Annotated in this window: 20 protein-coding genes; 12 read left to right on the top strand and 8 right to left on the bottom strand. The window is 70.9% G+C overall.

What is annotated here, in order from left to right; translation table 11 throughout:
* Window positions 1-60 precede the first annotated feature (60 nt).
* The 5 genes from ACIQ9E_RS01235 (at window position 61) to ACIQ9E_RS01215 (ending at window position 10,762) form a co-directional block, all read left to right on the top strand.
* Entirely contained in the window at window positions 61-4,017 is a 3,957-nt protein-coding gene (locus ACIQ9E_RS01235; protein WP_403700062.1) for a hypothetical protein, read from the top strand.
* Window positions 4,014-6,890 (top strand): BREX-2 system phosphatase PglZ, encoded by a 2,877-nt coding sequence (gene pglZ / locus ACIQ9E_RS01230; RefSeq protein ID WP_403700059.1) that lies wholly within the window; start codon window positions 4,014-4,016, stop codon window positions 6,888-6,890. The genes ACIQ9E_RS01235 and pglZ overlap by 4 nt, the downstream gene beginning before the upstream one ends.
* Window positions 6,887-8,263: a BREX system ATP-binding protein BrxD gene (brxD, locus tag ACIQ9E_RS01225; protein WP_403700056.1), complete on the top strand. Its 1,377-nt coding sequence runs from the start codon at window positions 6,887-6,889 to the stop codon at window positions 8,261-8,263. Before pglZ ends, brxD begins: the two co-directional genes overlap by 4 nt.
* On the top strand, window positions 8,260-10,422 hold the full coding sequence (locus tag ACIQ9E_RS01220; RefSeq protein WP_403700054.1) for a DEAD/DEAH box helicase: 2,163 nt from the start codon (window positions 8,260-8,262) through the stop codon (window positions 10,420-10,422). The genes brxD and ACIQ9E_RS01220 overlap by 4 nt, the downstream gene beginning before the upstream one ends.
* A gap of 88 nt (window positions 10,423-10,510) precedes the next feature.
* Window positions 10,511-10,762, top strand: coding sequence for a hypothetical protein (locus ACIQ9E_RS01215; protein WP_403700051.1), 252 nt, complete (start codon window positions 10,511-10,513; stop codon window positions 10,760-10,762).
* Between the two features lie 249 nt (window positions 10,763-11,011).
* Here the strand turns inward: ACIQ9E_RS01215 and ACIQ9E_RS01210 are convergent, their stop codons facing one another.
* Window positions 11,012-12,424, bottom strand: coding sequence for a hypothetical protein (locus ACIQ9E_RS01210; protein WP_403700049.1), 1,413 nt, complete (start codon window positions 12,422-12,424; stop codon window positions 11,012-11,014).
* Between the two features lie 272 nt (window positions 12,425-12,696).
* Window positions 12,697-13,593, bottom strand: coding sequence for a helix-turn-helix domain-containing protein (locus ACIQ9E_RS01205; RefSeq protein WP_403700047.1), 897 nt, complete (start codon window positions 13,591-13,593; stop codon window positions 12,697-12,699).
* A 264-nt stretch (window positions 13,594-13,857) separates the two neighbouring features.
* Here ACIQ9E_RS01205 and ACIQ9E_RS01200 point away from each other — a divergent pair, with 264 nt between their 5' ends.
* A complete protein-coding gene (locus ACIQ9E_RS01200; RefSeq protein ID WP_403700044.1) occupies window positions 13,858-14,772 on the top strand; it encodes an alpha/beta hydrolase in 915 nt (304 codons plus the stop codon).
* Window positions 14,773-14,945: 173 nt separating this feature from the next.
* On the opposite strand, the gene ACIQ9E_RS01195 is transcribed toward ACIQ9E_RS01200, so the two are convergent.
* Window positions 14,946-15,932, bottom strand: a complete 987-nt coding sequence (locus ACIQ9E_RS01195; RefSeq protein ID WP_403700041.1) for a LacI family DNA-binding transcriptional regulator — start codon at window positions 15,930-15,932, stop codon at window positions 14,946-14,948.
* A 129-nt stretch (window positions 15,933-16,061) separates the two neighbouring features.
* Here ACIQ9E_RS01195 and ACIQ9E_RS01190 point away from each other — a divergent pair, with 129 nt between their 5' ends.
* The 5 genes from ACIQ9E_RS01190 (at window position 16,062) to ACIQ9E_RS01170 (ending at window position 20,262) form a co-directional block, all read left to right on the top strand.
* Window positions 16,062-16,982, top strand: coding sequence for a ribokinase (locus tag ACIQ9E_RS01190; protein ID WP_403700038.1), 921 nt, complete (start codon window positions 16,062-16,064; stop codon window positions 16,980-16,982).
* Between the two features lie 45 nt (window positions 16,983-17,027).
* Window positions 17,028-18,374, top strand: coding sequence for an NtaA/DmoA family FMN-dependent monooxygenase (locus tag ACIQ9E_RS01185; RefSeq protein WP_403700036.1), 1,347 nt, complete (start codon window positions 17,028-17,030; stop codon window positions 18,372-18,374).
* Between the two features lie 34 nt (window positions 18,375-18,408).
* Window positions 18,409-18,933, top strand: coding sequence for a flavin reductase family protein (locus tag ACIQ9E_RS01180; RefSeq protein ID WP_403700033.1), 525 nt, complete (start codon window positions 18,409-18,411; stop codon window positions 18,931-18,933).
* Window positions 18,926-19,384, top strand: coding sequence for a riboflavin kinase (locus ACIQ9E_RS01175; protein ID WP_403700031.1), 459 nt, complete (start codon window positions 18,926-18,928; stop codon window positions 19,382-19,384). The genes ACIQ9E_RS01180 and ACIQ9E_RS01175 overlap by 8 nt, the downstream gene beginning before the upstream one ends.
* A gap of 116 nt (window positions 19,385-19,500) precedes the next feature.
* A complete protein-coding gene (locus ACIQ9E_RS01170; RefSeq protein ID WP_403700030.1) occupies window positions 19,501-20,262 on the top strand; it encodes a nicotinamide riboside transporter PnuC in 762 nt (253 codons plus the stop codon).
* Window positions 20,263-20,500: 238 nt separating this feature from the next.
* On the opposite strand, the gene ACIQ9E_RS01165 is transcribed toward ACIQ9E_RS01170, so the two are convergent.
* Window positions 20,501-21,040 (bottom strand): hypothetical protein, encoded by a 540-nt coding sequence (locus tag ACIQ9E_RS01165; protein ID WP_403700028.1) that lies wholly within the window; start codon window positions 21,038-21,040, stop codon window positions 20,501-20,503.
* Window positions 21,041-21,553: 513 nt separating this feature from the next.
* Between ACIQ9E_RS01165 and ACIQ9E_RS01160 the strand changes: the two genes are divergently transcribed.
* Entirely contained in the window at window positions 21,554-22,378 is an 825-nt protein-coding gene (locus ACIQ9E_RS01160; RefSeq protein ID WP_403700025.1) for a TetR/AcrR family transcriptional regulator, read from the top strand.
* Between the two features lie 122 nt (window positions 22,379-22,500).
* On the opposite strand, the gene ACIQ9E_RS01155 is transcribed toward ACIQ9E_RS01160, so the two are convergent.
* From ACIQ9E_RS01155 to ACIQ9E_RS01140, 4 genes are all read right to left on the bottom strand, one after another.
* On the bottom strand, window positions 22,501-22,953 hold the full coding sequence (locus ACIQ9E_RS01155) for a phospholipase (protein WP_403700022.1): 453 nt from the start codon (window positions 22,951-22,953) through the stop codon (window positions 22,501-22,503).
* 248 nt (window positions 22,954-23,201) lie between these two features.
* Entirely contained in the window at window positions 23,202-24,587 is a 1,386-nt protein-coding gene (locus ACIQ9E_RS01150) for a DUF4241 domain-containing protein (RefSeq protein WP_403700019.1), read from the bottom strand.
* 205 nt (window positions 24,588-24,792) lie between these two features.
* Window positions 24,793-26,346, bottom strand: a complete 1,554-nt coding sequence (locus ACIQ9E_RS01145; RefSeq protein ID WP_403701264.1) for a polyamine aminopropyltransferase — start codon at window positions 26,344-26,346, stop codon at window positions 24,793-24,795.
* Window positions 26,347-26,416: 70 nt separating this feature from the next.
* Window positions 26,417-26,854: a DUF350 domain-containing protein gene (locus tag ACIQ9E_RS01140; RefSeq protein ID WP_403700015.1), complete on the bottom strand. Its 438-nt coding sequence runs from the start codon at window positions 26,852-26,854 to the stop codon at window positions 26,417-26,419.
* Window positions 26,855-26,895 lie beyond the last annotated feature (41 nt).

Here is a 26,895-nt window from a genome sequence, read left to right as displayed (position 1 = left end):
GCCCGGCCGTGGTGGTGCGGCAGTGCGGGGCGAGGACGCTGTGGGGAGCTGGAACTGCTGATGGCCAGGGGCAATGGGACCGTGCTGAAGGACGTTCTCGACATCAAGGAGGACGCCCACGCCGGCGACTTCAAGATCGAGCTGTCACAGGGCTTCGCCGGGAAGTCGGCCGGCTCCATCGCCGAGTACGTGGCCACCCCGCAGCTCGCGAAAGAGTTCGACAAGGCGTTGCGACTGGTCCGCGACGCCCTGCGGAAGAACACCTCGTACGCCGCCTACCTGCACGGATCCTTCGGCGCCGGTAAGAGTCACTTCCTCACGGTGCTGCACGCCGTGCTCAACGGGGACCCGGCCGCCCAGACCAAGGAACGCCTCGGTGCGGTGGTGGCCGGGCACCAGGACTGGCTGCGGGACAAGAAATTCCTGATGGTGCCGTTCCACCTGGTCGGCTACCCCAGCCTGGAGGGGGCACTACTCGGCGGCTATGCCGACGCCGTGCGCAAGCTGCACCCCGACGAGGCCACCCCCCTGGTCTTCCGGGCCGACTCACTGCTCGCCGACGCCCGTAACCTGCGCGCCTCCATCGGCGACGAGGCGTTCCTCCGGCTGCTCCCCGCGCCCAGGTCACAGAAGGCCCCCGTATCGCCCGCCGCCCCGGTCGGCGGAGACGACGAGGCCGAGCTGCGGCCGATCGGCACCGCCCCCGCCGAGGGCTGGACGGCCGCCGCACTCAACGCCGCGCTCGACGCCCCCGCCGGTGACCCGGGCCGTGACCAGCTGGTCACGGCGCTGTTCGACGGTCCGATGAAGTCGTACGCGGGCAGCACCGGCGGCGAGGAGAGGGCGTACATCCCGTTGGACGACGGGCTGAGCGAGATCAGCAAGCACGCCAAGGGCCTCGGCTACCAGGGTGTGGTGCTGTTCCTGGACGAGCTGGTGCTGTGGCTGCAGGCCAAGATGTCCGACCGTACCTTCATCAACGAGCAGATCCAGAAGACCGTCAAACTGATCGAGACCACCAACCCCGACCGGCCGGTGCCGATTATCTCCTTCGTCTCCCGGCAGCGTGACCTCTCCCAGCTCGTCGGCAAGGACGTCCTCGGCTCCGACGTGGAGAACCTCAACCACGCTCTGCAATACCTCGAAGAGCGCTTCGAGGTGATCAATCTGGAGGACCGCAACCTCCCGGAGATCATCAAAGAGCGGGTCCTCAGGCCGCGCCCCGGCCAGGAGGCGGTCCTCGACGCCGCGTTCGCCGGGATCGACCGGACCAGCCAGATCGTGAAGGACGTGCTTCTCGACGGGGACGGCGCCACCGGCTCGCGCTGGGAGGACTTCCGGTCGGTGTACCCGCTCTCCCCGGCCCTGCTCAACGTGCTGGTCGCCCTGTCCGGCGCGCTCCAGCGCGAGCGCTCGGGCCTGAAGCTGGTGCAGCAGCTCATGGAGCTCAACGCCGACACCGAGCTCGGCAGCCTGATCCCGCTCGGCGACCTGTGGGACGTACTGATCCACGACACCGGCACCGCCTTCACCGACAAGCTGAGCCAGGAATCGGAGTCCGCGACGCGGTTCCACGCCAAGGCCCGGGCACACCTCCTGGAGAAGTACGGCACCGCGGACCACATCGACTTCCGGGCCGACGAGCGCTTCGTCAAGACCCTGCTGCTCGCCGCGCTCGCCCCCGACGTGCCCGCGCTGCGACGACTGACCGGCACCCGGCTCGCCGCGCTCAACCACGGCTCGGTCCGCTCCCGGACCGTCCCTGTCGGTGAGCGGGTGCGGGAGCGAATGAAGGCCCTGCAGCTGGAGTTCCCCGCCGAGCTGCGCGCCGAGGGCGGGGACGATCCTGTCTTCTCCATCCACCTGTCCGACCTCGATGTCGAGCCGATCCTGAATTCCGTGGTCCGCGAGGACAAGACGGGGGTCCGCCAGAGCTGGGCACGGGAGCGGATGCGGCAGGAACTCGGACTGGGGCTGGGCAAGGGTGAGGAGCAGCTTCTCGACACCAAGAAGATCATCTGGCGTGGTTCAGAACGCACCGTGGAGTTCTTCTTCGGGTCGGTCCACTCCCCCGTCAGCATCACCGACGAACAGTTCACCGTCTCCGAGCCGGGCCGTATCAGGATCATCTTCGACTACCCCTTCGACGAGAGTCACCGCCGCTCCCCCGACGACGCCTACCACCGGGTCCAGGGGCTGATCAACAGCGGTCACGACGCCCCCGTGCTGGTCTGGCTGAGCGACTACCTCTCCGAGCAGCGCAAGGCCCAGCTGGGGCGGCTGATGCGGATCAACTTCCTGCTCGAGCGCGACCGGCTCTCCGAGTACACCCGCAACTTCCTGCCCGAGGAGCGGACCAAGGCCCGCAACCAGCTGGAGCGGGCCCGGGAGACGCTCACCGAGACCCTGGCCGGCGCGCTGAGCGAGGTCTACGGCCTCACTCAGACCAAGGAGGGAACCGTCGGCGCGGAAGTGACCGACGGCCGGCACCTCCTGTCCCTGCAGCCCGAGCACCCGCGCCCGCAGCCCCCGGGGAGCAGGCAGTTCCCGCAGGCGGTGACGCAACTCGCCGACGGCCTGTTCTCGGCGATGTACGACAAGCACCCCGACTTCGGTCCCGGCGCCGGCTCCGTACCCAAGGCGGTCAGTCAGAACGAGCTGAACACCGCCCTGAAGTGGATCACCCTGGCGCTCGGCGAGAGCGACACCCGCATTGAGGTCGACTCCAAGGACCTGCGGGCCGTCAGGCGGGTCGTGGAGCCCCTGGGCCTCGGCACCGTCCACGAGGGGCCGCTGATCCTGAAGCGGGAGTGGTGGACCCGCATCAACCAGGTGGCCTCCCTCAACGGCCAGAAGGACGCCACCGAACTGAGCGCCGAGGACATCCGCCGCTGGATCACCCGTCCCGCCGAGGACAAGGGACTGGGGTACCGCGGCCTCGACAAGCAGATCACCAGCCTGCTGATCGCCGTCTACGCCCTGCTCGACAACCGCACCTGGGAGAAGTACGGAGCCGTCGAGGCGGCTCCCCCGCTGGACGCGATCGGCCCCGGGTGGTCGCTGCGTGCCAAGGAGATGCCCGGCGAGGAGGAGTACGCGGCGGCCCGGACCCGCGCCGGACGGCTGTTCGGCGTCCCCGCCAAGCCCGCCCTGTTCGCCCGCAACGTCCACGAGCTGGCCGCCGGCGTCCACGCTAAGGCGACCGCACACGAGAAGAGCGTGGGCGACGTCCGGTCCGTCCTCAAGCGCCACGCCGTGCTCCTCGGTCTCGACGCACCGGAGCAGGCCCCGCGCACCGAAAGCCTGCACACGGCCGCCGCGCTCCTCGCCCGGCTCGTCCGGCACGGCGACGACCCCACCGCCCTCGTACGCGAACTGGCCGCCCTGTCGTACGAGACACCGGACCTCGAGCTCTCGCACACGATGGACAGTGCCGCGGAACTCGCCGCGTCCCTGCACGGCACCGACTGGGCGCTCCTCGAACGCGTCCGCAAGCTCAGCGCGCGGGACGACACCGTGGGCGACCGGGCCCAGCGGTTCCTGGACCGGATCAGGGAGGCCGCCCGGGACACGGAGAAGGAGCGGTCCTTGATCCCCGTGCTCAAGGAGGTCCGGGAGAGTGCCCACGCGCTGATGGACGCAGCCCTCCAGCTGGAACCGCCCGCCCCCGCCCCCGGCCCGCAGCCGCCGGTCAACGCCGAGCAGGTCACCCTGTCCCAGCACGGCATCCCGCCGGTGCCCTCGGAGCTGCCCGACCCCGGCCCCTCCGAGCAGCTCCGCATCCCGCCGGCCGACGAGCGCTCCGGAGACGACCGCCAGCCGGAAGACCGTCTTCCGGCCGTCCCGCACGTCGTGGACGCCGGCCCCTCCGGAGCCGCCGCGCTCCCCCGGAAGCTGACCGCCGTACGGGAGGAGATCGAGGCCTACCGTGCCGCGCACCCGGACGCGGTGGTGCGGATCGTCTGGCAGGTCGTCGGCGACGGCACCGTACAGACGTGGGAGGGCGAACAGGGATGAGCACCACCCGTCCCGTCGCCGGCCGCCGGGCCGTCGAGGTACTCCTGGAGACCGAGCTCGCCCGCGATCCCGGCTGCCGGCTCGTCCTGGTCGACGCCGTCTGGGACAGCGATGACAAGGACACGGAGTTCACCGTGCGGGTCGGGACCGGGCACCGGAGGGTCCTCGTCACCGACCAGGACTCCCCGCTCGGCATCGCCGACGCCTGGAACCGCCACCTCACGCAGGCTGAGGACGGTACCGGTGACGACAGTGTCCTCGTCGTCACCGGTACCGTCCCGCCCGACCAGCTCGGCTGGGACCTGCGCGCCCACGCGCCGCACCGGCGGCCGCTGCCCGTGAACCGGACCGAGATCGTCGCCCAGATCTTCGGGGCGGCCGACCTCGACCCCCGGATGCTCGGCGAACACTGGCTGCTCGACGCCCTCTTGGCGGCCGAGCCCCTCGACGGCTGGCCCCGCACCAGTGGCGTCCTCACCCGCGACCGGGCCGTACGCGCCCTGCTCGCGGCCCGGCTCGGCCTCGGCGACACCGAGGCCGACACCCTGGATCTGGACGCCGACACCCTCTTCTCCTGGACCCGCGGCGCCTCGGGCCCCGCACGATTCGCCGCACTGTCCGAGGACGAGCGGCGCGGTCTCGGCGAATGGCTCGGCCGGGCTGCCGGAGAAGCAGCCCCCATCCTCCTCACCCTGGCCGCCGAAGGACGGGGCGCCGACGCCCTGCCGCTCGGCGCACTGGCCTCCGCCGCCCTCGCCTCGTCCCGGTCCGAAGCCGCTGTCTTCGCCCTCGGTTCGCTCTTCGGCAGCGCGCTCACCGCCTTCGACCGGCTGAAGCCCTTCGCGGAAGCAGCCACCGGGGTTCTCACCCGCTGGACCGCGCAAGCGGAAGGCGGCGGGGCCCAGGCCGACCAGGCCCGGCACCGGCTCCTCGGCGTCCTCGAACGCGCCGACCGACTGGCCGCCGGAGCCCGGCTCGACACCCTGATCGCCTCGGACCGCCTGCTGCCCTCCGGCTACCGCGGCCGGCTGCGCGCCCTGGCCACCGCCCTCACCGAGGGTGCGCACGCCGGGAGCGGCGACGCGGCCGGAGGCGCCGAATCAGCACTGAACGACCTCGCCGCGCACCAACTGGCCGCCGTGTACGGCCACTCGACCGAGACCGCGCACACCGCAGTCCGCCTGCTGCGCCGACTCGCCGTGCCACCACCCGCCCTCTCCCGCGTCGGCCAGGCCGTACAGGAACATCTGGCCGACACCGGCTGGGTCGACCTGGCCGTCGGCATCCTCGCCGAAGGCGACGAATCACCCGACCCGGTCATCGGCGAGGCCTACCGGCGGCTCATAAGGGCCGTACGGGAGCGCCGGTCCGCCACCGACGAGGCGTTCGCCGCGCTGCTCGCCCGCTGGACCGAGAACGCGGCCCAGCAGGCCGACGGGGGCGCCCTGCTCATTGAGGACGTGCTGGCCCGGGCCGCGGCCCCACTGGCCCGCGACGGCGGCCGACCGCTGATCGTCGTGCTCGACGGAATGAGCGCGGACGTCGCCGTCCGGCTCGCCGGCGAGCTGGACCGGCGGGTATGGACCGAGATCGTCCCCTCCCCCGGCAGGGATGCCCTCCCCGCCCGGCAGGCGGCGGTCTCGATGCTGCCCTCCATCACCCGGGTCAGCCGGGCCTCCCTGCTGTGCGGGCGGTCCTCCGAAGGCGGGCAAGACGCGGAACGCTCGGGGTTCGCCGCCTTCTGGCGCAAGCGCCACCGGGAGGGCCGGCTCTTCCACAAGGGCAGCTTCGAAGGCGCGGCCGGGCATCGCCTCGCCCCCGAGTTCGTCGAGGCTCTCTCCTCGGACGAGGTGGTCGCGGTCGTCGTCAACACCATCGACGACGCGCTGTCCAGCGGCCGGGAGGGCACCAGCGGACGTTGGGGACTGCACGACATCGGCAAACTGCCCGACCTGCTGAACGCGGCCCGCAACCACGGTCGACCCGTCCTCCTGGTCTCCGACCACGGACACGTCATCGACCGTACCGATCGCGGGAACCCGCCCTTCCAGGTCACCGGCGTCAAGGGAACCCGCTGGCGTACCGGCACCCCCCAGGACGGGGAAGTGTCGCTGAGCGGGCCGCGCGTCCGAACCGACAGCGGCCGCGCGACCCTGGCCTGGCGCGACGACGTCCGCTACACCGCACGGCAGGCGGGCTACCACGGCGGCGCCTCACTCGCCGAGGTCACCGTCCCCGTCATCACCCTGATTCCGGCCGAAGGAGTCGTGCCGTCGGGATGGGTCCTGCTGCCCTCCGAAGCGACCGAACCCGGGTGGTGGAACTCCTCCTCGGGGACGGGTACCGCGCCGTGGCACACCCGGACCACGGATGCCGCCGCCTTGGCGAGGACCCCGGACCCAGGACCGGAGAAGACCGACAGCCCGCTGAAGGCCGCCGGACGGCAGAAGGCCGAGCGGGTTCCCGCCACGGCTGCCTCCGGCTCCCCTGTTCCGGTCGCGCTCCGGGCCGTCGACGTGGATGCCGCTCCCCGCCCGCTCCCCCGGATGAGCCTGGGCGAGCATGTCGTGCGCAGCCTCCCGTACAAGGCGCAGAAGGAGTTCGTACGTCTGGCTCCCGGTGAGAAAGCCGTCGCGGCCGTCCTCGACGCACTGGTCGCAGCCGGCGGGAGGCTCTCGCCGGGTGCGGTCGCCGCGGCCGCCCGGGCCGCCACCGGCAAGTCGCAGCGCAACCCGGAGCGCTTCGCCACCGTCCTGGAGCGGCTGCTCAACATCGACGGCTATCCCGTGCTCCGGCTCATCGAGTCCGGCCGCACCGTCCAGCTCGACAAGGCCCTGCTCCAGGAGCAGTTCCTGGAAGGCGGCCCCGCATGACCCGGCCGACACCCGACATCAGCACCGCGCGGCGCCAGGACGTCCTCGACGCACTGCGGCGCGGCACCGTGCCCCAGGCGGGACTCGGCCTGTTCGCCGTCGGCCTGACCCGCTTCGAGGCGGCGCTCGACGACAACCTGAACACAGTCACCCGCGGCGGCTCCGCCTTCCACGCCCTGCGCGGCGAGTACGGCTCGGGCAAGACCTTCTTCGCCCGCTGGCTCGCCGAGATCGCCAAGCGGCGCGGGCTCGCCGTCAGCGAGGTGCAGATCTCCGAGACTGAGACCCCCCTGCACCGATTGGAGACCGTCTACCGCAAGCTCACCGAACGCCTGACCACGGCCACCCACCAGCCCTCCGCGCTGCGGGCGGTGATCGACTCATGGCTGTACGCCCTGGAGGAGGAGGCCCTCGCGTCTGGTGAGATCGAGGACGACGACGAGGGCGGCCTCGCGGCCGCGGTGGACGAGCTTCTGGAACTCCGGCTCGCCGCCGTCGCCCGCACGACGCCGGCCTTCTCCGCCGCGCTGCGCGGCTACCACCGGGCCGTGGCCTCGGGGGACGGGCCGCAGGCCGAAGCGCTCATCGCCTGGCTCGGCGGACAGAAATCCGTGGCCGCCGCCGCCAAACGCTCCGCCGGAATCCGTGGCGACCTCGACCACTTCGGCGCTCTGGGATTCCTCCAGGGATTGCTGACCGTCCTGCGCGATTGCGGGCATCCGGGCCTGCTGCTCGTCCTCGACGAAGTCGAGACCCTGCAGCGGGTGCGGGGCGACGTACGGGAGAAATCCCTCAACGCGCTGCGCCAGCTCCTCGACGAGATCGACAGCGGCCGGTTCCCCGGACTGTTTCTCGTCATCACCGGTACCCCTGCCTTCTACGACGGGCCGCAGGGCGTCCAGCGCCTCCCCCCGCTGGCCCAGCGCCTCGCCACCGACTTCACCACCGACCCCCGCTTCGACTCCCCGCGGGCCGTGCAGCTTCGCCTGCCAGGATTCGACCTGTCCTCGCTCGGCGAACTGGGCCGCAAGGTCCGCGAGATCTACGCGGCCGACGCCCGTCGGCCAGACCGGCTCGCCACCCATGCCGACGACACCTACCTGGAGGAGCTGGCCCGGTCCCTCACCGGATCGCTCGGTGGCAAGGTCGGCATCGCACCCCGCCTGTACCTGCGCAAACTCGTCGCCGACGTGCTGGACCGGATCGACGAGTTCGACGACTTCGACCCACGCAAGCACTACGCCCTCACCCTGGACAGCGCCGAACTCACTCCCACGGAACGCAACGCGGCCGGCGCCGACGACATCGAGCTGGAACTGGAACCGTTCGAGGACACCGCTTCCGAGCCGAGTACGGAATCGAAGTCGTCATGACGGTCCCCCCGGCTCCGGGCCCAGATGACGTATTCGACCTGCTCGACCCGGTCCTCGGGCACCACATCGTCAACACCCTCGGCTGGCGCGGGCTGCGACCGCTGCAGGCGGAAGCCGTCACACCGCTGCTCGCCGGTGAGGACGCCCTCCTGCTCGCCCCCACCGCCGGAGGCAAGACCGAGGCCGCGGTTTTCCCGCTGCTGACGCGGATGAACCAGCAGGGCTGGACGGGCACCGGCGTGTTGTACCTCTGCCCGCTCAAGGCACTCCTGAACAACCTGGCGCCCCGGATCCACGGCTACGCCCAGTGGGTGGGACGCCGGGCCGCCCTGTGGCACGGGGACACCCCCGAGTCCGTACGCCGCCGTATCCGGACCGATTCCCCGGACTTCATGCTCACCACACCCGAGTCCCTCGAAGCGATGCTCATCAGCGTCAAGACCGACCACACGCACACACTGGGCCGGGTGCGCGCCGCCGTCGTCGACGAGGTGCACGCCTTCGCCGGGGACGACCGCGGCTGGCACCTGCTCGCCGTACTCGAACGCCTGGAACGGCTGACCGGCCACCGCATCCAGCGCATCGGCCTTTCCGCCACCGTCGGTAACCCCGACGCCCTGCTCACCTGGCTCCAGGGCGCGAGCCCCACCGGCCGGTCGGGACGGGTCATCGCCCCGGGTGTCACCCTGCCCTCCTGTGACAACACCTCTGGTTCCGGTGGTCTCCCCAGCCCCGACGGAGATGTCGAACTCGACTACGTCGGCTCGCTCGCCAATGCCGCCAAGGTGATCTCCACCCTGCACCGCGGCGAGAAGCGGCTGGTCTTCTGCGACTCCCGCAAGCAGGTGGAGGAGCTCGGCGCGGCTCTGCGCGCCCACGAGGTCACCGTCTTCCTCTCCCACGCCTCCCTCTCCACCGACGAACGCGCACGCTCCGAGCAGGCGTTCGCCGAGGCGCGCGACTGCGTCATCGTGTCCACCTCCACACTGGAACTCGGTATCGACATCGGCGACCTCGACCGGGTCGTCCAGATCGACTCCCCCGGCACCGTCGCCTCGTTCCTGCAGCGCATCGGCCGCACCGGACGCCGCAGCGGCACCACTCGCAACTGTCTTTTCCTCGCCACCCGGCCCAGCAGCCTGCTCCAGGCCGCCGGCCTGCTCACCCTGTGGTCCCGCGGCTGGGTGGAGGCCGTCACTCCGCCGCCGTCTCCCCGCCACCTCGTCGCCCAGCAACTCCTCGCCGTCACCCTGCAGGAGCACCGCATCGGTGACCGGCTGTGGCCCAGGCAGTGGAATGGACTAGCCCCCTTCGACCGGTCCGCCGCGCCACTCCTCTCGCACCTTGTCTCCGAAGGTTTTCTCGACAACGACGGCGGCATGCTGTTCATCGGCCCCGAAGCCGAGAAGCACTTCGGGCGTCGGCACTTCATGGAACTGACCGCCTCCTTCACCGCGCCTCCCGAGTTCACCGTGCTCGCCGGACGTACTGAGATCGGCACCACCGACCCCACTGTCCTCACCGAGGAACGACAGGGGCCGCGCAGGCTGCTCCTGGCCGGCCGCAGCTGGCAGGTCACCTTCATCGACTGGGCCCGGCGCCGCGCCTTCGTCGAACCCGTCGAGGACGGCGGCGTCGCCAAATGGCAAGGCAACGAAACCCGTGGTCTGTCGTACGCGCTCACCCGCTCCATGCGTGACGTCCTCCTCGGTACCGACCCCGACGTCCGCCTCACCCGCCGCGCCACCGTGACCCTCGCCAAACTCCGAACGGACCGCGCACCCTGCGAAGTTCACCCTGCGGGCTCCCTCCTGGTCCTCGACGCGGACGCCGCCCGGTGGTGGACCTGGGCCGGCTACCGCGCCAACGCCACCCTCGCCGCCTCCCTCGGCAACCTCGCCGACCCCGTGCAGCGCCCCACCGACACTCACGTCCGGCTCCGCCAGGACCTCTCGCCCGCCGACTGGAAAGCCGCCCGCGCCGAACTTCCCGACTCCCTCACACTGCCCACCGTCGACCCACGGGCCGTCCGCGGCTTGAAGTTCTCGGCAGCCCTCCCACCCCGTATCGCCACCACGACCCTCGCCGAACGCCTCGCCGACCTCGACGGTGCCCTTGCCGCAGCCCGTGAGCCCGTACGACTGGAATGGCACGCCTGACCCGTCACGGACGCCGCCGGCCACGGCGATGCCGAGGTCAGGCCAGGACGGGAGGGCGGGGCCCTGAGGATGCGCCGCACGCAGCCAGGTGCGCGGCACAACCGCCGGGCAGGCCAGTTTGCTCGGCGACGTCCCCTACGGTCTGGCCCTGATGGGCGGCATTGCCGTCCAGGCACACGGCCTCGCGCACCGCCCCAGTCAGGATCTCGACTTCGCCACTGAGCATCCTGACGCCTTGGCACAGATCGCCGACCACCTGCTCAAAGGGCTGAGCGGACACGGATGGCGGATCTCCGCACTGCATTCCACGCCCGGGGTTTCACGCGGTCATCTCGTCTGAAAACCCGTCGGAGCGAGGGTCATCTCAGCGTCAAGATATCGCCTGTAACGCCCACAGCGCACATAATGCGCACCGACAAAACCACAGGTCAGGCGCCCTTTGCCACCGGCTCCAGGATCGCCACGCACTCCACATGGTGCGTCATCGGAAGAAAATGCGCCCGGATCCGGGGGTGCTGGCCCCGCGACGGGGGTCGCAACTCGTTTGACTGCCCTCCGCAGCCGGATGGCGTCACCCCTCTCCGCGTCATTATCCGTCCTGTCGTTCCGGCCCGTAGGGGCTCCACCCCTTCAAATATGGTTTGAGCTCTTCCGGCTTCGGATCGCTCGGAACCGGCATTCCCAGAGGCTGATTCAAGGGGTCCGTCTCCTTCCCGTACTCACGCGCCCACTCCAGCCACCGCACTGCCGATTCCAGAGCCGGCCCGACCAAGGCTCCGCCCGACTCGGCAAGACGACGTTCCAGGGCATCGCAGTACTCACCCAGCGCGACAGCCTCCCGCCAGCGCCTGGCCTCCTCGCGAAGCACTCCGGCGAGTTGATTCCGAACAGCTCGTTCCTTGGCCTCCTTCATGGCCGCTCGCCAGCGGACTTCGCGCTCCGCCCTGGCCCGCTCCTCGTTCTCTCGGCGCTGAGCGTCAGCCAGCGCTCGCGCCTCGATCTCCCCGAGAACCACGCCCAGGCTGTCCTCAAGGGTCCGCCCCTTCCGATCCCGCCACCGGCCGGGCCTACTGGACCGGCCGTGGTCGAGTTCGATAGCGAGACGCGCGGCGCGGTCCGGATTCGTGGACTGTGGGAACTCCTGCCTGACGGTGACCGTGTAGGCGAAGCCGTCGACGACGACGTCCACTCCGCCTTCGCGCAGCGAATAGTACGATCGCCCTTCCGTCACCTCGTACCCACGCCGTACCGCTTCGGCCGCCAGGGCCTGCAGTATCAGGAGTGACCTGCGGCGAAGCGCAGGCGGAATCACCAGTTGCCCCTCATGCTCCCTGATCGCGGCAACGGCTCGATGAGGTGAATTCAGTCTCGTGGGAACGGGCACGGCCGAGATGTCTGTCTTCGGCCGCTGGCTCCGCGAGTTGGGGTGTGGGCCTTCTGCAAGGAACATCTCCAGCCCACGAGCGCCGAAGCCGACCTTCTCGATGCGCTTACCCGGCGGTTCCAGGCCGTGCCGCTTAGCGTAGTTGACGACACGCCGCCATTCCGCGACCTCGTCGTCACTTGGGTCGACGAAACGGACATGCCCCTCGGCAGCCAAGCGCTCGACCAGTTCCCGCGCCTTCGCCCGTCGAACCCGGGCTATGGGCCGCTCGTTGTAAGGCGTCGGGCTCCCCTTGCGCTTCGTGGCCTGGTGCCGCCCGCCGCTGTCCGTCGACGCCTGGACGACTCCGTCCGCAAACGCCGGGTCGTCGGGATGATGGCCATGGTGAAGGTAGAACCGGCCGGCCTCGGTGACCTCCGTATGCACGTCACCGGCGTCGCGGCTGATCTTCAGGAGACCACGGTCACGCAGAGCGTACGCCGAAGGCCATTCGCCCGGCGCCCAGGCATGGGGTTTCTTTCCGGCCGCGAGGCTTTCGAGCAGGACATGTTGCCGATCGTTCAGAGCAGACCACCGATGCACACGGACCAGCCCACACCGCACCGCCATCCTCTGCATAGAGCCGAAAGAGTGACGATGGGCAGAGGGATTTCCCTGGGAGTTTTCTGGGACTTCCGGCTGCATCAACGGGCATGACCATGAAACACCCGAAAGAACGTTTACGCAGGTCAGCAGCCTGACACCAGCAAACGTAGCAGGTCACAGACTCGGCTGGTCTCTTCCGCGATATCTGACCTCCGGCCGCCGCCGCACCCTTCCTGGCCTGCTTCACCATGGGCCGGTTGGGGTGCGGCGGCGTCTGTGCGGCTTCCGGGCGTACCCAGGCCCGGCTACGGTGTGTCCGGCGGGTCGGGGGCGGGGGCTCCGGGGCCGGCTGCCGAGCGGCCGGCGAGACCGCGCAGCACCCGGTGGGAGGCGGTGCCGGTGGGGGCGGTGAGCACCATCAGGCACTGCCCGGGGTCGGGGAGGGCGAGGATCTGCCAGTCCAGGGTGAGATCGCCCGCCACGGGGTGGTGGTAGCGCTTGGTGCCGAAGGTCTTGTGGGCCACGTCATGGGCGGCCCACCAGCGGCGGAAGTCGGCGTCGCGGTCGGCGAGTTCACCCACCAGGGCCCGCAGTCCGGGAGCGTCGGTGTCCGCGGCCGCGTCCATGCGGACATAGGCGACGCAGGCGCGTGCACTGTCCTCCCAGTCCGTGTACAGGTCACGCACAAGGGGGTCGAGGAAGGCCAGGCGCATCAGGTTCCGCTCGGCCGGCGCCAGGGCGGAGAAGTCGCCGTAGAGGGCGGCGGCGAGGGTGTTCCAGGCCAGTACGGACATGGTGGGGCCGAGGACCATGGCCGGGGTGTCGCGGAGGTTGTCCAGCAGGAGCCGGGTCCGGGCGGGGACCCGGGGCACGGCGCGTTCGGCGGGACGGTCCCGCGCGGGCGCGGCGGTCCGGCCGGCGAGGCGGTGGAGGTAGCCGGTCTGTGCGTCGTCCAGGCGCAGGGCGGCGGCCAGGGCCGCCAGGACGGCGACGGAGGCACCGGCCAGCCGGCCCTGTTCGAGCCGCGTGTAGTACTCGGTGCTGATCGCGGCCAGCAGGGCGACCTCTTCACGGCGCAGGCCCTTCACCCGTCGCGGGTGCCCGACCGAGGGCAGTCCGACCTGTTCCGGGGTGACCTGCGCGCGCCGGGCGCGCAGAAATGCCCCCAAGTCGTTGCTGCGGCCCCGGTCATTGCTGGTCATGGTCCGTCCATTGTCGCTCGCCCGCGGTGCGCCGGGCCCGGTTCCGGGTGGGCAGGTTCCTTCCCCCTCACCCGGGTGCCCCGGAACGGCTTCGCCCTGGCAGGGGCGGACGGGCGGTGGGAGAGTGAAGGAAGAGCCGCGCCGGGGATCCGGCGGCCCTGCAGCGCCCCTTCGGCCGAGCGCGCGGGCACAGGCACCGGCGGATCACAGGAAACCGCCTCCCGCATCCGGAGCCAATCGAAAGACATCTTTTCCATGGAATCCATGACTTTCAAGAACAAAAACCTTGATATCGCTGCCGATCTGTATCTGCCCGACGGGTTCGATCCGTCCCGGACGTACCCGGCCATCGTCAGCGCGCACCCGATCGGCAGCTGCAAGGAGCAGACCTCGGGCCATGTCTACGGCGCCGCTCTGGCCGCCCGGGGATACGCCGTCCTCGCCTTCGACGCCGCCTACCAGGGCGCCAGCGGCGGAGAGCCGCGTTTCATCGAGGACCCGGGGCTGCGGGTGGAGGACTTCCGCTGCGCGGTGGACCATCTGGTGACCCTCGGCTACGTCGACGAACGCCGTATCGGTGTCCTGGGCATCTGCGGGGGCGGCGGCTACGCCGTCACGGCGGCGATGACCGACCGCCGCTTCAAGGCCGTCGGCACGGTCTCCGCCGTGAACTACGGCCGCATGATGCGCGAGGGCGACCTCTCCCCGGACGCCGCCATCGCCACCCTCGACGCCATCGCCGAACAGCGGACCGCCGAAGCGCGCGGCGCCGGCCCGGTGATCACCGACGCCCTGCCCGCCTCCCCCGAGCAGGCCGCCGAGCTGGGCATCACCGGACTCGACATGGTCGAGGCCACGAAGTACTACCGCACCTCCCGCGGCCGGCAGCCGAACGGGCTCACCCGCTCCCTGCTCTCCCGTATGGGGCCCGCGGTCGGCTACGACGCCTTCCACCCGGCCGATCAGCTCCTCACCCAGCCCCTCCAGATCGTCGTCGGCGGCGTCCCGGGCGAATTCGGCTCCTACCGCGACGGGTTCGACCTCTTCCACCGCGCCCGCTCCCAGCAGAAGGACATCCTCGTCGTCTCCGGCGAGTCCCACTACGACCTCTACTGGAAGCCGGAAGCAACCGGGCGGGCCCTCGACGCTCTGATCCCCTTCTACGACAAGCACCTCTGAGAACCGGCTGCCGTTGACCGACCGGCATCGGCCCTGCCGGATACCGGCGACGGAGGCGCCGTCCGGGCGGCGGGACGAGAAGCATCGGCACTCTCCCCGCCCAAGGCTTCGGCGAGCGCGGGCCACCGGCCCCGGCGTCTCGCGCCGGGGGGAAGGCCCCGGGTGACTGCCTGTCAGGTTTCGTCGGTCGAGGCGCGGACGACGAGCCGCGGGGCGAACCGCTCTATCCGCTCCGCCCGTTCCCCGGCCGGGGCCTGAAGTAGCGTCAGGCCGCGCTCGGCCATCTCGGACAACGGGTGCCGGATGGAGGTGATGGGCGGGTCCAGGAGTTTGAGCATCTCGGTGTCGTCGAAGCCGGTGACGGCGATCTGGCGGGGTACGGCGACCGAGGAGCGGTGCAGGGCGCTCACGAGTCCGACGGCGAGGACGTCCGCTCCGCAGACGACCGCGTCGACCCGGTCGCGCTGTTCGATGATGCGGCGCGCCGCCACCCGTCCCCCGTCGGTGCTGAAGCCGGGCAGCAGGATGGTGGTGGCGTCGGGGCCCTGCGATGCGGTGAAGGCGGCGACCCGCTCGGCGCCGGAGGAGGACGCCTGGTCGGCCACGAGCGCGATCCGGCGCCTGCCGATGCTCTCCAGATGGCCGACCAGGAGCCGTACCGCGGACGCGTTGTCGAGCGTGACGGCGACGGTACCGGACTCCTTGGCCCACCGGTCGAAGAGGACGACGGGACGGCGGGCGGCCGCATCGCGGATCGCGGGCCCGGACGCGTCGGCCGAGACGGGCACGACGAACAGGCCGTCCACCCGGCCGCTGAGCAGCGTGTCGATCTGCTCGGCCTCGATGGCGGTGTCGTTCGCCGCGTCGGTGACCACGAGCGTGCCGCCCGCCGCGCGCACCTGTTGGGCGATGGCGTCGGCGAGTTGGACGAAGTAGGGGTTGGCCAGCGTCGGGACCACGACGCCGATGGTGCCGGTCGCGCCGGTCCGCAGTGCCCGCGCCGACTGGTTGGGCTGGTAGCCGAGCCGGTGGGCCGCCTGCTCGACACGGCGCGCGAGTTCGGGATCGACGTTCCGGGGCGTACCTGCGAGCACACGTGACGCCGTGGCGCGGGAGACCCCGGCGGCCTCGGCCACGTCGATGAGTCGGGGCGCTGTCACGTAGGGATCCTTCTCGGTCGATGGGCGGGGATGCGCCACGGCGTCGGGGCGATCAGGAAGCACGAGGCTACTTGACGGCGCGGGAACCCTGGTACAGCATGTCGGAAATCGTTCTCCCAAGGAGTCCAAATGTCGCTCATCACCGTCGTCGGTTCGGTGAACCGCGACTTCGTCCTGACCGTCGAGGACCTGCCGCACCCCGGTGAGACCGTGCTCGCGCGACGCTTCGTGGAGGGTGTCGGCGGCAAGGGTGCCAACCAGGCCGTCGCGGCCGCCCGGCTCGGATCACGGGTGCGTCTCGTCGCCCGGGTCGGTGCGGACGCGGCCGCCATCCTCGACGCGCTCACGGCCGAAGGCGTGGACGTCGGCGCCGTACTGCCGGACGAGCGGACCACGACCGGGATCGCCGCGGTCGTCGTCGACGACGCGGGCGAGAACACCATCGTCGTGAATCCGGGAGCCAACGCCGAACTCGGCGTCCAGGACCTGCCGGCCCGGCTCGTCCGGTCGCCCGGAGAAATCGTCCTCGTCCAGCACGAAATCACCCCCGAGGTGGTCGCGGCCGCGGTCCTGCGGGCCCGGGACCAGGGCGGATTCGTCGTCCTCAACCCGGCGCCCGCCCGGCCGGTCGAAGCGGAGGTCCTGGCCGCCGTCGACGTCCTCGTCCCCAACCGCGGCGAGCTGGCCGCGCTGCTCGGCACCGAGCCGCCCACGACCGTCGACGAGGCCCGGGACCTGCTGGTACGCGCCGCGCTGCCGTGCCGGGCGGTCGTGGTGACGCTCGGGGCGGACGGCGCCGTACTGAAAGAGGCGCACAGCACGGACACCACGCACATTCCCGCGCCCGTGGTGGACGCCGTCGACACCGTCGGTGCCGGCGACACCTTCTGCGGCGCCCTCGCGGACGCCCTCGGGCGCGGTACCGGCCTGCCGGCCGCCGTGGAGCGCGCCGTGCGGGCGGCCTCGTACACCACCACCGGCCTCGGCGCACAGACCTCCATGCCGTACGCGGCACAGCTCGACGCACCCGCGGTCGTCTCTGCTTTCTGACGCACCACCCCACGGGTCACCCACCAGCACTACGGAGAACCACCCATGAGGAACCTCAAGATCGGCGTTTTCGAGAACGCCCAGACCAACGCGAGCGGCACGGCCACCTGGCGCCACCCCGACAGCCGGCGGCACCTCTTCGACACCCTGGAGTACTGGCGGGACCTCGCCGCCGTCTGCGAGGACGCCAAGCTGGACTTCCTCTTCCTCGCCGACGCCTGGGGCTGGTCGGAGATCGACGGCACCCGTCCGGCGATCGCCACGGAGGAGACCCTCGACCTGCCGCGGCTGGACCCGATAGTCGTGGCGTCCGCGCTGCTGTCCACGACGACCAACCTGGGTCTCGTGATGACGGGCTCGGTGCTGGTGGAGCCCCCGTACGCCTTCGCGCGCCGGCTCGCCACGCTCGACCAGCTCTCCGGCGGCCGGATCGGCTGGAACATCGTGACGACCGGCACGGCCGACACCGCGGTCAAGGCCTTCGGTATGGACATGGTGGCCCACGACGACCGCTACCGGATGGCCGAGGACTTCCTGGAGCTGGTCTACAAGTACTGGGAGGGCGCCTGGGAGCCGGACGCGCTGGAGAAGGACAAGGCGGGCCGGTTCGCCGACCCGGCCAAGGTGCACCTGGTCAAGCACAAGGGTCCGTTCTTCAGCTCCGAGGGGTACGGCAACACGGCGCGCTCCCCGCAGGGCACGCCGGTGCTGTTCCAGGCCGGGGCGTCCCCGGCCGGGCGCCGGGTCGGCGGCCGGCACGGCGAGTGCATGTTCGTGGGCAGCGGTTCGGTCGCGCAGCTCGCCGGGCACACGTCCGCCATCCGTGAGGAGGCGGTCAAGGCGGGCCGCCGGGCCGACGATGTGAAGGTGATGTCGGCGTTCTCCTGTGTCGTCGGTGCGACGACCCAGGACGCGCACCGTCGCTACCAGGGAATCCTCGACGCCCAGCGTTCCGAGGTGACGGTCGCCAGCTACGCCATGTTCACCGGGCTCGACCTCTCGTCGTATGCGCCCGAGACGCCCATGGCGGAGCTGTCCACCGAGCTGTCGCAGACCCAGGTGGCCCGTTTCGCGGACAAGACGGTCGGCGACGTCCTGGCCGACTGGCACACCCACGGGGTCGGGGCCCGGCCGGTCGTCGGCACGGCGGAGGAGATCGCCGACGAGATCTGCGCGCTCGCGGAGGGCGCCGACCTCGACGGCTTCCTGCTGTCCCCGACGGTCCAGCCCACCTCGACGACGGACTTCGTCGAGTCGGTCCTGCCGATCCTGCGGTCCCGCGGGGTCTTCCGCGGTGAGTACACGGAGAACGAGAGCCTGCGCGAGCGCCTCACCGGGGCGTCCGACAGCGCGCTGCCGGACAGCCACCCGGCGGCCCGGTACCGGCACTGAGTACGGAACGCGCGAGGAGAGGATGGTGAGCACCATGGCCACGTCTGCCCAGAACCCGTCCCGGGTGTCGGCGCCGGCGGAGCTGGACGGGGCAACGCTGCGACAGGCGTTCGGGGCCTACCCGACCGGTGTCGTCGCGATCGGCGCGCTGCGCGGGAACGAGCCGGTCGGGTTCGCCGCCAGCTCGTTCGTGTCGATCTCGCTGGAACCGCCGATGGCCGCGGTCAGCGTGGCCCGTACGTCGACCACGTGGCCGCTCCTCGCGGAGGCGCCCGTGCTGGGGCTGAGCGTGCTCAGCCACGGCCAGGGCGCGCTGTGCCGGCGGCTCGCGTCCCGGAACGGCAACCGCTTCGAGGGCGTCTCGTGGCAGTCGACGCCCGACGGTGCCGTGCTGATCGGGGACGCCGCGCTCTGGCTGACGGCCCGGGTCAACGCGGTCTACGACGGCGGCGATCACGAGATCGTGCTGATGGAGCTGCTGACGGCCGAGCTGTTCTCCGGTGTGGAACCCCTCGTCTTCCACACCAGCCAGTTCCGTGAGCTCATTCCCCATGGCTGACACCCCGACCGGCATCGTGCACCTCACGGGTGCGGTGGTGCACGGTGCCGGCCGGGGCCGCGGGCTCGGATTCCCCACCGCGAACGTGGCGGCGGATCCGGGTTCACGGATCCCGCCACCCGCGGTCTACAGCGGCTGGGTCGTACGCCATTCGACCGGCGTCGTCCACCGCGGAACGATCAGCATCGGGTCGAACCCCACTTTCTGCGATACGACGGAAGTCCATGTCGAGGTGTACTGCCACGACACGGCCGACGAGTTCTACGGAGAGCGCGTCGGACTGTGGTTCGTGGCACGGATCCGGGACACGGTGAAGTTCGCGTCGCCCGACGATCTGGTACGCGCCGCCCGGCGGGACGTCCTGCGGTCGGAGGCCCTGCTGGCCTCCGGCCGGGGGCGCCGCATCCTCACCGGCGCACTCGCCGCGTACCGGAAAACCGTCTCCGTCTGAGACGTCCCTCCGCACGGGCTCGGCGCGCACAGCCGGACTCCCTGCCCCCTGAACGGCCCGTTCCGGGCCACACCCCCCACTCCCAGCCTTGCTCCGTACGAACAAAGGTGTGAGTAATGAGTGCATTCTCGTGGCTGAACGAGCAATTCAGCTTCTTCGGCCTGGACGTCTACTGGTCCGACTTCCTCGGCAACATCCTGGCCCTGGCCACGGTCTGGCTGGCGCTGCGCCGGCTGCTGATCGCCTGGCCCGTGCAGATCCTCGGATCGGTGCTGCTGCTGATCGCGAGTCTGAACGTCGATCTCGGAGGCAACGCCGCACGGCAAGTTGTGATCATAGCATCGGCGTCCTGGGGCTGGGCGACCTGGCGCCGCAGCCGGGAGAAGGAAGGCGCCATCAACGTCCGCTGGGCGTCGTGGCGTGAGCGGGCCGTACTGCTCACCATCATGATCGTCGGCACCTTCGCATTCGCCTCCCTGCTGAAGGCGACCGACGCGTCGTTCTACCCGGGAGCCCCGTGGTGGATGGTCCTCGCCGACGCGTGGATCTTCGTCGGCTCCATCCTGGCGATGTACTCCCAGGCCCGGCGGTACGTCGAGTTCTGGTTCGCCTGGCTGGCCGTCGACCTCGTCGGGGTGCCGCTCGCCATCCACTCCGAGCTGTACTTCTCCGGAATCGTCTACGCGATCTTCTTTGTGATGGTCGTCATCGGCATCCGCGACTGGGCCTCCCGCAGCAAGGCCCAGGAGATCGCGTCGCCGCTGGAGTCGGCGGTCGTGGTGGAGAGCCGGAGCGAGGCGGCCCCGGCCGCGGGGGCGCCCGCTCCCGTGGCGGGCACGGAAACGGCACGTGGGCCCGGGGCCGCCGACGACCGGTGACCGCGGTTGTGCACAGGAATCAGCCGGCCGGGTCCGGCGAAGCTCCCGGGAACTTAACAGCCGGTCGGGCAGACCCGGCCGACCGATCGCCGCCGTACCCCCTCCGGCCTGCAAAGGCGCAGACCGGACCGGGGTACGGCGGCATGCGTACGACCAGGGCCCGGCCCCGCATCCCCGGGCGCACGGCCCCGCGCCCAGCGGGCCTTCACCCGGCCGCCGGTCTTCACTCAGCCGCCGGTCAGCGGTGGTGCTCGCCGGGCATCGGGACCCGGTGGGCTCCCGACGAACACTCCCACTGGGGGGCGCCTCCCACGAGCACCGCGTGGTATCCGAGGCCGTGCCCGGGACAGACCGGCCAGACCGTCCGGTAACGGTCCATCACATACCCCTGCACAGCGTCCCCCGTCTCGCAGGCGATATCCGGTTCACGGACGGCCAGGATCGTGGTGTTCCCTACCTGGGTCAGGCCGGTGGGTTCCCGATGGCCGGGCGGTTCGGACCACAACGCCTCCTCGATGCCGAGGCCCGTCTCGCGGCGCGCCCGGTCGAACAGCCGGCGCGCCCAGCGCGTCGACACGTCGATCCTCCGCTGCTGCACCAGCGGGGCCAGATGGTCCGCCGGCAGCTCGCCGTTGAGGGTGAAGTGCTTCCCGAGGAAGGCGAGGAAGTCGTTGGACTCCTCGGCCCGGCCCGGTTCGAGTTGGAGCTGCTCGCAGACTTCCCGGGTCCAGGCCAGGAAGGCGCGGTCGGTCAGGGGGTCGAAGGCGGAGGCGGGCATCTTGACCAGCGGACTCCTCGGTCGGGTGCCGGGGTCTGCCGAACCCGGCACGGGAGGGGACGGGACGGCGACCGGTGCGGTGGCGGTGGCGGTACGGTGTCGCCCGCCGGTCCGCCGGGCGAAGCGGTGCACGGTGAAGGCGGCGGCGAGCGCCAGGACCGACGCCGGTCACCAGCGCCACGGCGAGGACATTGCGCAGTACGGCCGGGACCACCTGCCCGACGAGGACCGCCGCGCCGGACACCGGCATCGTACGGAACCGCTCGACCGGGCCGTTGCGCAGGTCGTCGGCGGCCCCGACGGCGGTCAACGCGGCGCCGAACGGGTCCACCGAGGCCGGGACCGGCGCGGCGCCGAACCCTTTGCGCAGCCCTTTCACTTCGATCGCACAACCGACGGCCATACCGGCACAGCTCCCCCGTGGACCGGAGATCAGAAATCGTATATGGCGTAAACTCCGGTATAAGCGCTAGAGGGTTTCCACCGACACTCTCAACTCGATCACGGAGAGCGATGAGCGCGAGTCGAAAGTCCAGGGAGAGCCGGGCCAGAACCCAGGAGGCGCTGTGGGGCGACGCCCCCGGGCGCCCGTCGCGGGGTCCCAAGAGGGGGCTCTCGGTGGAGAAGATCGCCTCGACGGCCATCGCCATCGCCGACGCGGAGGGGCTCGACGGCATCTCGATGCAGCAGGTCGCCGGACGCCTGGGCTATACGGCCATGTCGCTCTATCGGTACGTCCCCGGCAAGGATCAGCTCGTCGGCATCGTGTACGACCGGGCGATCGGTCCGCCGCCGGGGTCCGCCGCTCCGGACGGACCGGCGGAGGAATCGGCGGAGAGTTCGGCGGAGGCGCCGGGCTGGCGGGCGGGGGTCTACCACTGGGTGCGGTCGATACTGAAGGTGTACGACCGGCACCCCTGGCTGCTGGACGTCACCATCAGCACCCCGCCGCTCGGGCCCAACCAGCTCGGGTGGCTGGAAGCACTGCTCCAGGAGCTGTCGGACATCGGCCTGGCGGACGACGAGATGCTGCATCTGGCGATGTTCGTCGCCGGTGCCGTCCGGGATCTGGCCCGGACCTCCCTGGAGCTGGAACAGGCTCCGGACCGTACCGGCGTATCGGTCGAGGAGAGGGGCGGGAACTACGCCCGCGCGATGCGGGAACTCATGGACGGCAGCCGGTTCCCCGCCCTGTCGCGGCTGGTGGCATCGGGGGTCTTCGAACCGGGCGGCACCGCGTACAACGGCATCTCGCCCGGCCTGGACTTCGGGCTCCGGCGGCTGCTGGACGGGGTGGAGAGCCATGTCCGGCCGGTGGGCGGGGCGGTGGACGCCTGAGGGAAGGGCCGCTGCCCGCGACGCGGCGCGCCACGGGCCCGGCCCCGCCGGTACGCACCCCGGAGGCCCCCCACCCTGCGGTACATACGCCGGGACGCTCCCGCCCCGGCGCGCCGTCCGGCTCAGCCCAGGGCGCGTACCGCCTGGTAGTACGTCCAGGCCGTGCTGTTGCACGTCACCTTCGCCGCTCCGCCGTACCCCGCGCACACCCGCTTGAGGTCCTCGTAGAAGGCACTGTCCAGCCGGGCCTTGTGGGCGCTGAAGGAACCGGCCGCCTTGTAGTTGCGGTACCCGAAGTCATGGCGGGCGCAGGAGTTCCGGAAGGGGAAGCCGAAGGGGTTGTCGGGGGAGCTGGAGCAGTAGTCGGTGGACCAGTCGAAGCGGTAGGCGGACCAGGCGCCCTGGTTACCGCGGGCGGCCGACCAGGAGTTGTAGCTGCTCGCGCTGGTCTGCGTCCACTGGGAGAGGATCTGCGGCTTGTCCGCGGGAACGGCATGGGCGGGGTTCGCCATGACGGTGCCCACCAGCACGGCCGATGCCGCGGTGGCGAGGGCGGCCGAGAGCGTACGACGCATGGATGTCCTTTCGCTGACCGCCGCGGGGATCGCGCGGCGGTCGGGACAGGGGACCCGGGCCCCCGGGTGCGGGGGCACCAGGACGGACGGATGCACGGACCGTCTGATCCAGGGGCCCGCGAAGGGAGTTGCTGCTCCGGGGATACCCCGGGAGCACCGCGCTTACGGCTCCACCGGGAACGTACCGCGCAAAATCCTTTCGCCGCGCACCGGTTGAACTACTGCGCCCGCGGGGTCGGCTCGGCGCCTCACCGGAAACGGTTGTACTGACGCTCCTCCTTGAACGCGACGACGTCGGCGATCCGGCCTTCGATGAAGTCGCTGGTGGATCCGGGGTCGGTGAAGGGCGCGGTCCGGCGGTCCGATGTCCTCCCGGCATAGGGGGAAATGCAGCCGACAGGTCCCGGGAGCGCCGGCGGCAGCGGGCGGCCGTCCTGGACGACGAGCATGTCGGCGACGAAACAGGTGACGGAACCCTCGGCGCTGCGGCCGATCCACACGGGGTAGGAGCCGTCGCCGTGGCCGCTGCAGTAGGCGATCAGGTTGGTGCCGCCGACCGGGTCGTCCACGGTGCACGAACCCTTCTCGTGATCCCACCGGGCTTCCTGCGCCCGGTTCTTGAAGAGTTCGGGGAGCGTGTCGCGGCCGGATGCGTCGAAGAAGCACGCCGTACCGGTGTCGACTCCGAAACCGTAGAACTCGTCTCGGCTCAGCAGACGCGGATCCTGCCCCGGCTGCAGGGCGAGCTCCCAGACGACGGTCGGCTCGTCGGTGATCCGCAGCATCGCGGCGGGGGTCTCCCCCCACCCCATTCCCTCCCATTTCATGGTGGCTATGAGAACGGGGTAGTCGCCGGGCGGCACGGTCACGGTGAAAGCCTGGTCGGCAGAGCACATCGGGTGGGGGTCCCGTGCGGTCACCGAACCGGTCGGCAGCCGGAGCAGTCCCGCCCGGGCGGGCTCCTCGACCACTGCCGTGCCGTCCTTGCAGGCCAGCCGGGTCCCCGAGGTGAAGAGCGCTTCGAGGTCCCCCGGCTGCAGCGGTACGGGAGCCGTCCAGAGGGCGGTACCGCGAGGCCCGGGGACCGGCGCCCCGGGGGCGGCGGCCGGGTGGAGGGCGATCGGGTCGGCCGTCCCGAGCATCCGCCCGGAGACATAGGCGGTCCAGGCCCCGAACTCCGCTTTGGCCACCGTGTGGTGCTCGGCCGGGACGTCGGCGCCGATATGCAGAGATCCGTCGCTGTTCAGAATGCGCCGGGCCCTTCCGTCCGGGTCGATCTCCATCGAGAAGTACGGCTCGGTCCCCACGCACTCGGGCCCGCTGCCGGCCGTCGGCCGCCACTGCCGGTACCGGCGCAGATGCAGCAGCCCTTCGTCCAGTTGCCGGTACTCGTACTCCCGGTCGCGCCGCGCCTCCGAGTCGAAGAGGAACAGCCCGAGATAGCCGTGGTGCCAATCGACCTGGAACAGTGCCTTCGGCTGTGCCCGGGAAGAAAGCAGGACGGCGTACGGTTCCCCCGACGCGTCCCGGCGACGGGCTTCGCTCTCCGGCATCGGAGCGCTTGCCTCGCGTACCGCCGGATCCCAGCCCTCGCAGTACTCCACGTCCACCCTGTCACCGTTCTGCACTGTCACGTTCTCCCGCCCCTGCCCGCTGTCACCTGCTGATTCTGTTCGGGCACCGTAGCTGCCGGCACTGACAGCCCAGGACACGAGGGGGTTCGGGGTGTTCGAGGTGTTCCGCGGCACGGTCCCGGTCGGCATCGGGCCCGGCCGGAAGGGTGGTTGCGAGGGCTCCCCCGCGGTGCGGGACGGTCGGCGAACCGCCCCGCACGGCGGCTCAGTAGTCCCGCCACTCCCGGCGCGTGTACTCCAGGACCACCGGGTCCATCAGCGTGCTGGCGCGCACCTCGCGGGGCCGCCGGTCGACGGGGAAGACGGTCGACGCCTTCAGGACGGCGGAGTCGAGGAACCGCAGCCGAGGCACTTCGGGGGCCAGTCGCAGGGCGGGGGCGGGGGTGTCCCTGCCCCGGGTGGCCAGGACGAAGCCCCAGTTGCCGAAGCTCGGTACATCCGCCTGGTAGGGGGTGGTCGCGTATCCGGCTTCGGCGATGGTCTCGACGATGGACCAGTACGTCTTGGGGGCGAAGAACGGCGATCCGCCCTGCACCAGCACGCGTGCCCCGGGGTTCAGCACCCGGCCGAGGAGGTGGTAGAACTCCACGCTGTAGAGCTTGGCCAGGGACGCGGTGTCGGGGTCCGGGAAGTCGATCAGGACCGCGTCGTAGCGTTGCCGGGCATCCCGCAGCCAGTTGAAGGCGTCGGCGTTGACGGCGGTCACCCGGGGGTCTTCGAGCGCACCGCCGTTGAGTTCCCGCAGGGGTCCGTACGTCCGGGCCAGATCGGTCACCGCGGGGTCCAGGTCGACCAGGGTGACCTGCCGTACGTCGTCGTAGCGGAGGACCTCGCGCAGCGCGAGGGCGTCGCCGCCGCCGAGGATCAGCACCGAGGACCGGCGTCCCGCCATCGCGGGGTGGACGAGGCTCTCGTGGTAGCGGTACTCGTCGACGGAGGAGAACTGGAGGTCGCCGTTGAGGAAGAGGCGCAGATCGGGCGAGCCGGTGAACGCGGTGGACCGGGTGATGACGATGTCCTGGTACGGGGTGGTCTCGGCGTGCACGATGGGATCGCGGTAGAGCTGCTGCCGGGCGGTGACCTCGATCTCGTCGGCGAGGACGTAGACGGTGCCCAGCACGGCGAGTACGGCCGCCATCCCGGCGATCAGGCCCGCTCTGACGATCCGCCGGGTCTCCCGCCGGAAGATCCACAGGACCACGATCACCCCGGCGACCGCGTTGACGGCCCCCACCACCAGGGCGCCCTTCAGCTGGCCGAAGGCCGGGAGCAGGAGGAGGGGGAAGGCGAGTCCGCCGACCAGGGCGCCGATGTAGTCGACGGCGAACATATCGGCGACCGCGCTGCCGGCTTCCTGGCGGCGGATGCGCTGGAGGAGCGTCATCAGCAGCGGGATCTCGGCACCGATCAGCAGGCCCACCACGAACGACACCACGATCATGGCGGGCATGTAGATGCGCAGCCAGGCGAAGCAGACGTACAGGATCAGTACCGACAGTCCGCCGACGAGCGCCAAGGCGCCCTCGACGAGGGCGAAGCCGCCGACCGCCCGCTTCTGGAGCGGTTTGGCGGCGAGGGAGCCGATGCCCATGGCGAAGACCATGACGGACAGGACCACGGAGGTCTGCATCACGGAGTTGCCGATGAGGTAACTGCCGAGCGCGGTGAGCGCGAGTTCGTAGATCAGTCCGCAGGCCGCGCAGATGAATACGGCGAGCATCAGCAGGAACCGCGCACCCCGGGAGGTGGGGATGCGCATCGGCTCCTCCGTGGCGGTCGGGGCGGCGCGCTCCTCCGTGGTGGTGCTCATCGTGGACCCGGTCCCGGCGTCAGGAGACGGCGGCGCCGACCATGAAGGCCGCGCCGAGGTAGGTGGCAGCCATCACCCAGGCGGCGGGATGGGGGCGGTCGCCGTTGTCCTCCAGGGCGGCGGCGCCGAGCCGGCCGGGCGTCAGCAGGCCGACGATCAGGGAGATCAGGGTCATCACGATCACCCCGGCCAATCCGTACAGCAGGGTGCTGAGCAGGCCGTAGCCCAGGCCCTGCTCGGATTCGCTGGCCCGGATGGACTCCTCGATGACCAGGCCGATCGCCAGGGTCTGACCGGCCAGCAGCACGGCGGCGCCCCGGTTGCGCTCCGACCACACGACGTGGAAGAGCTTGCCGGGGGTGACCAGGTCGAGGGCGATGAAACCGGCCGCCATCACGACGAAGCCGACGAGTCCGTAGAGCAGTGCGGTGCCTGCCGACTCGAAAATCTCTGCCACGGGGGTGCCTTTCGGGTGACGTTTGTTACGGACTCGGGGGG

The sequence above is a fragment of the Streptomyces sp. NPDC094448 genome (assembly GCF_044763775.1).
Lineage (GTDB): Bacteria > Actinomycetota > Actinomycetes > Streptomycetales > Streptomycetaceae > Streptomyces.
The sequence above is the reverse complement of the archived record's forward strand: the minus strand, read 5'-3'. Positions and strand labels throughout refer to the sequence as shown.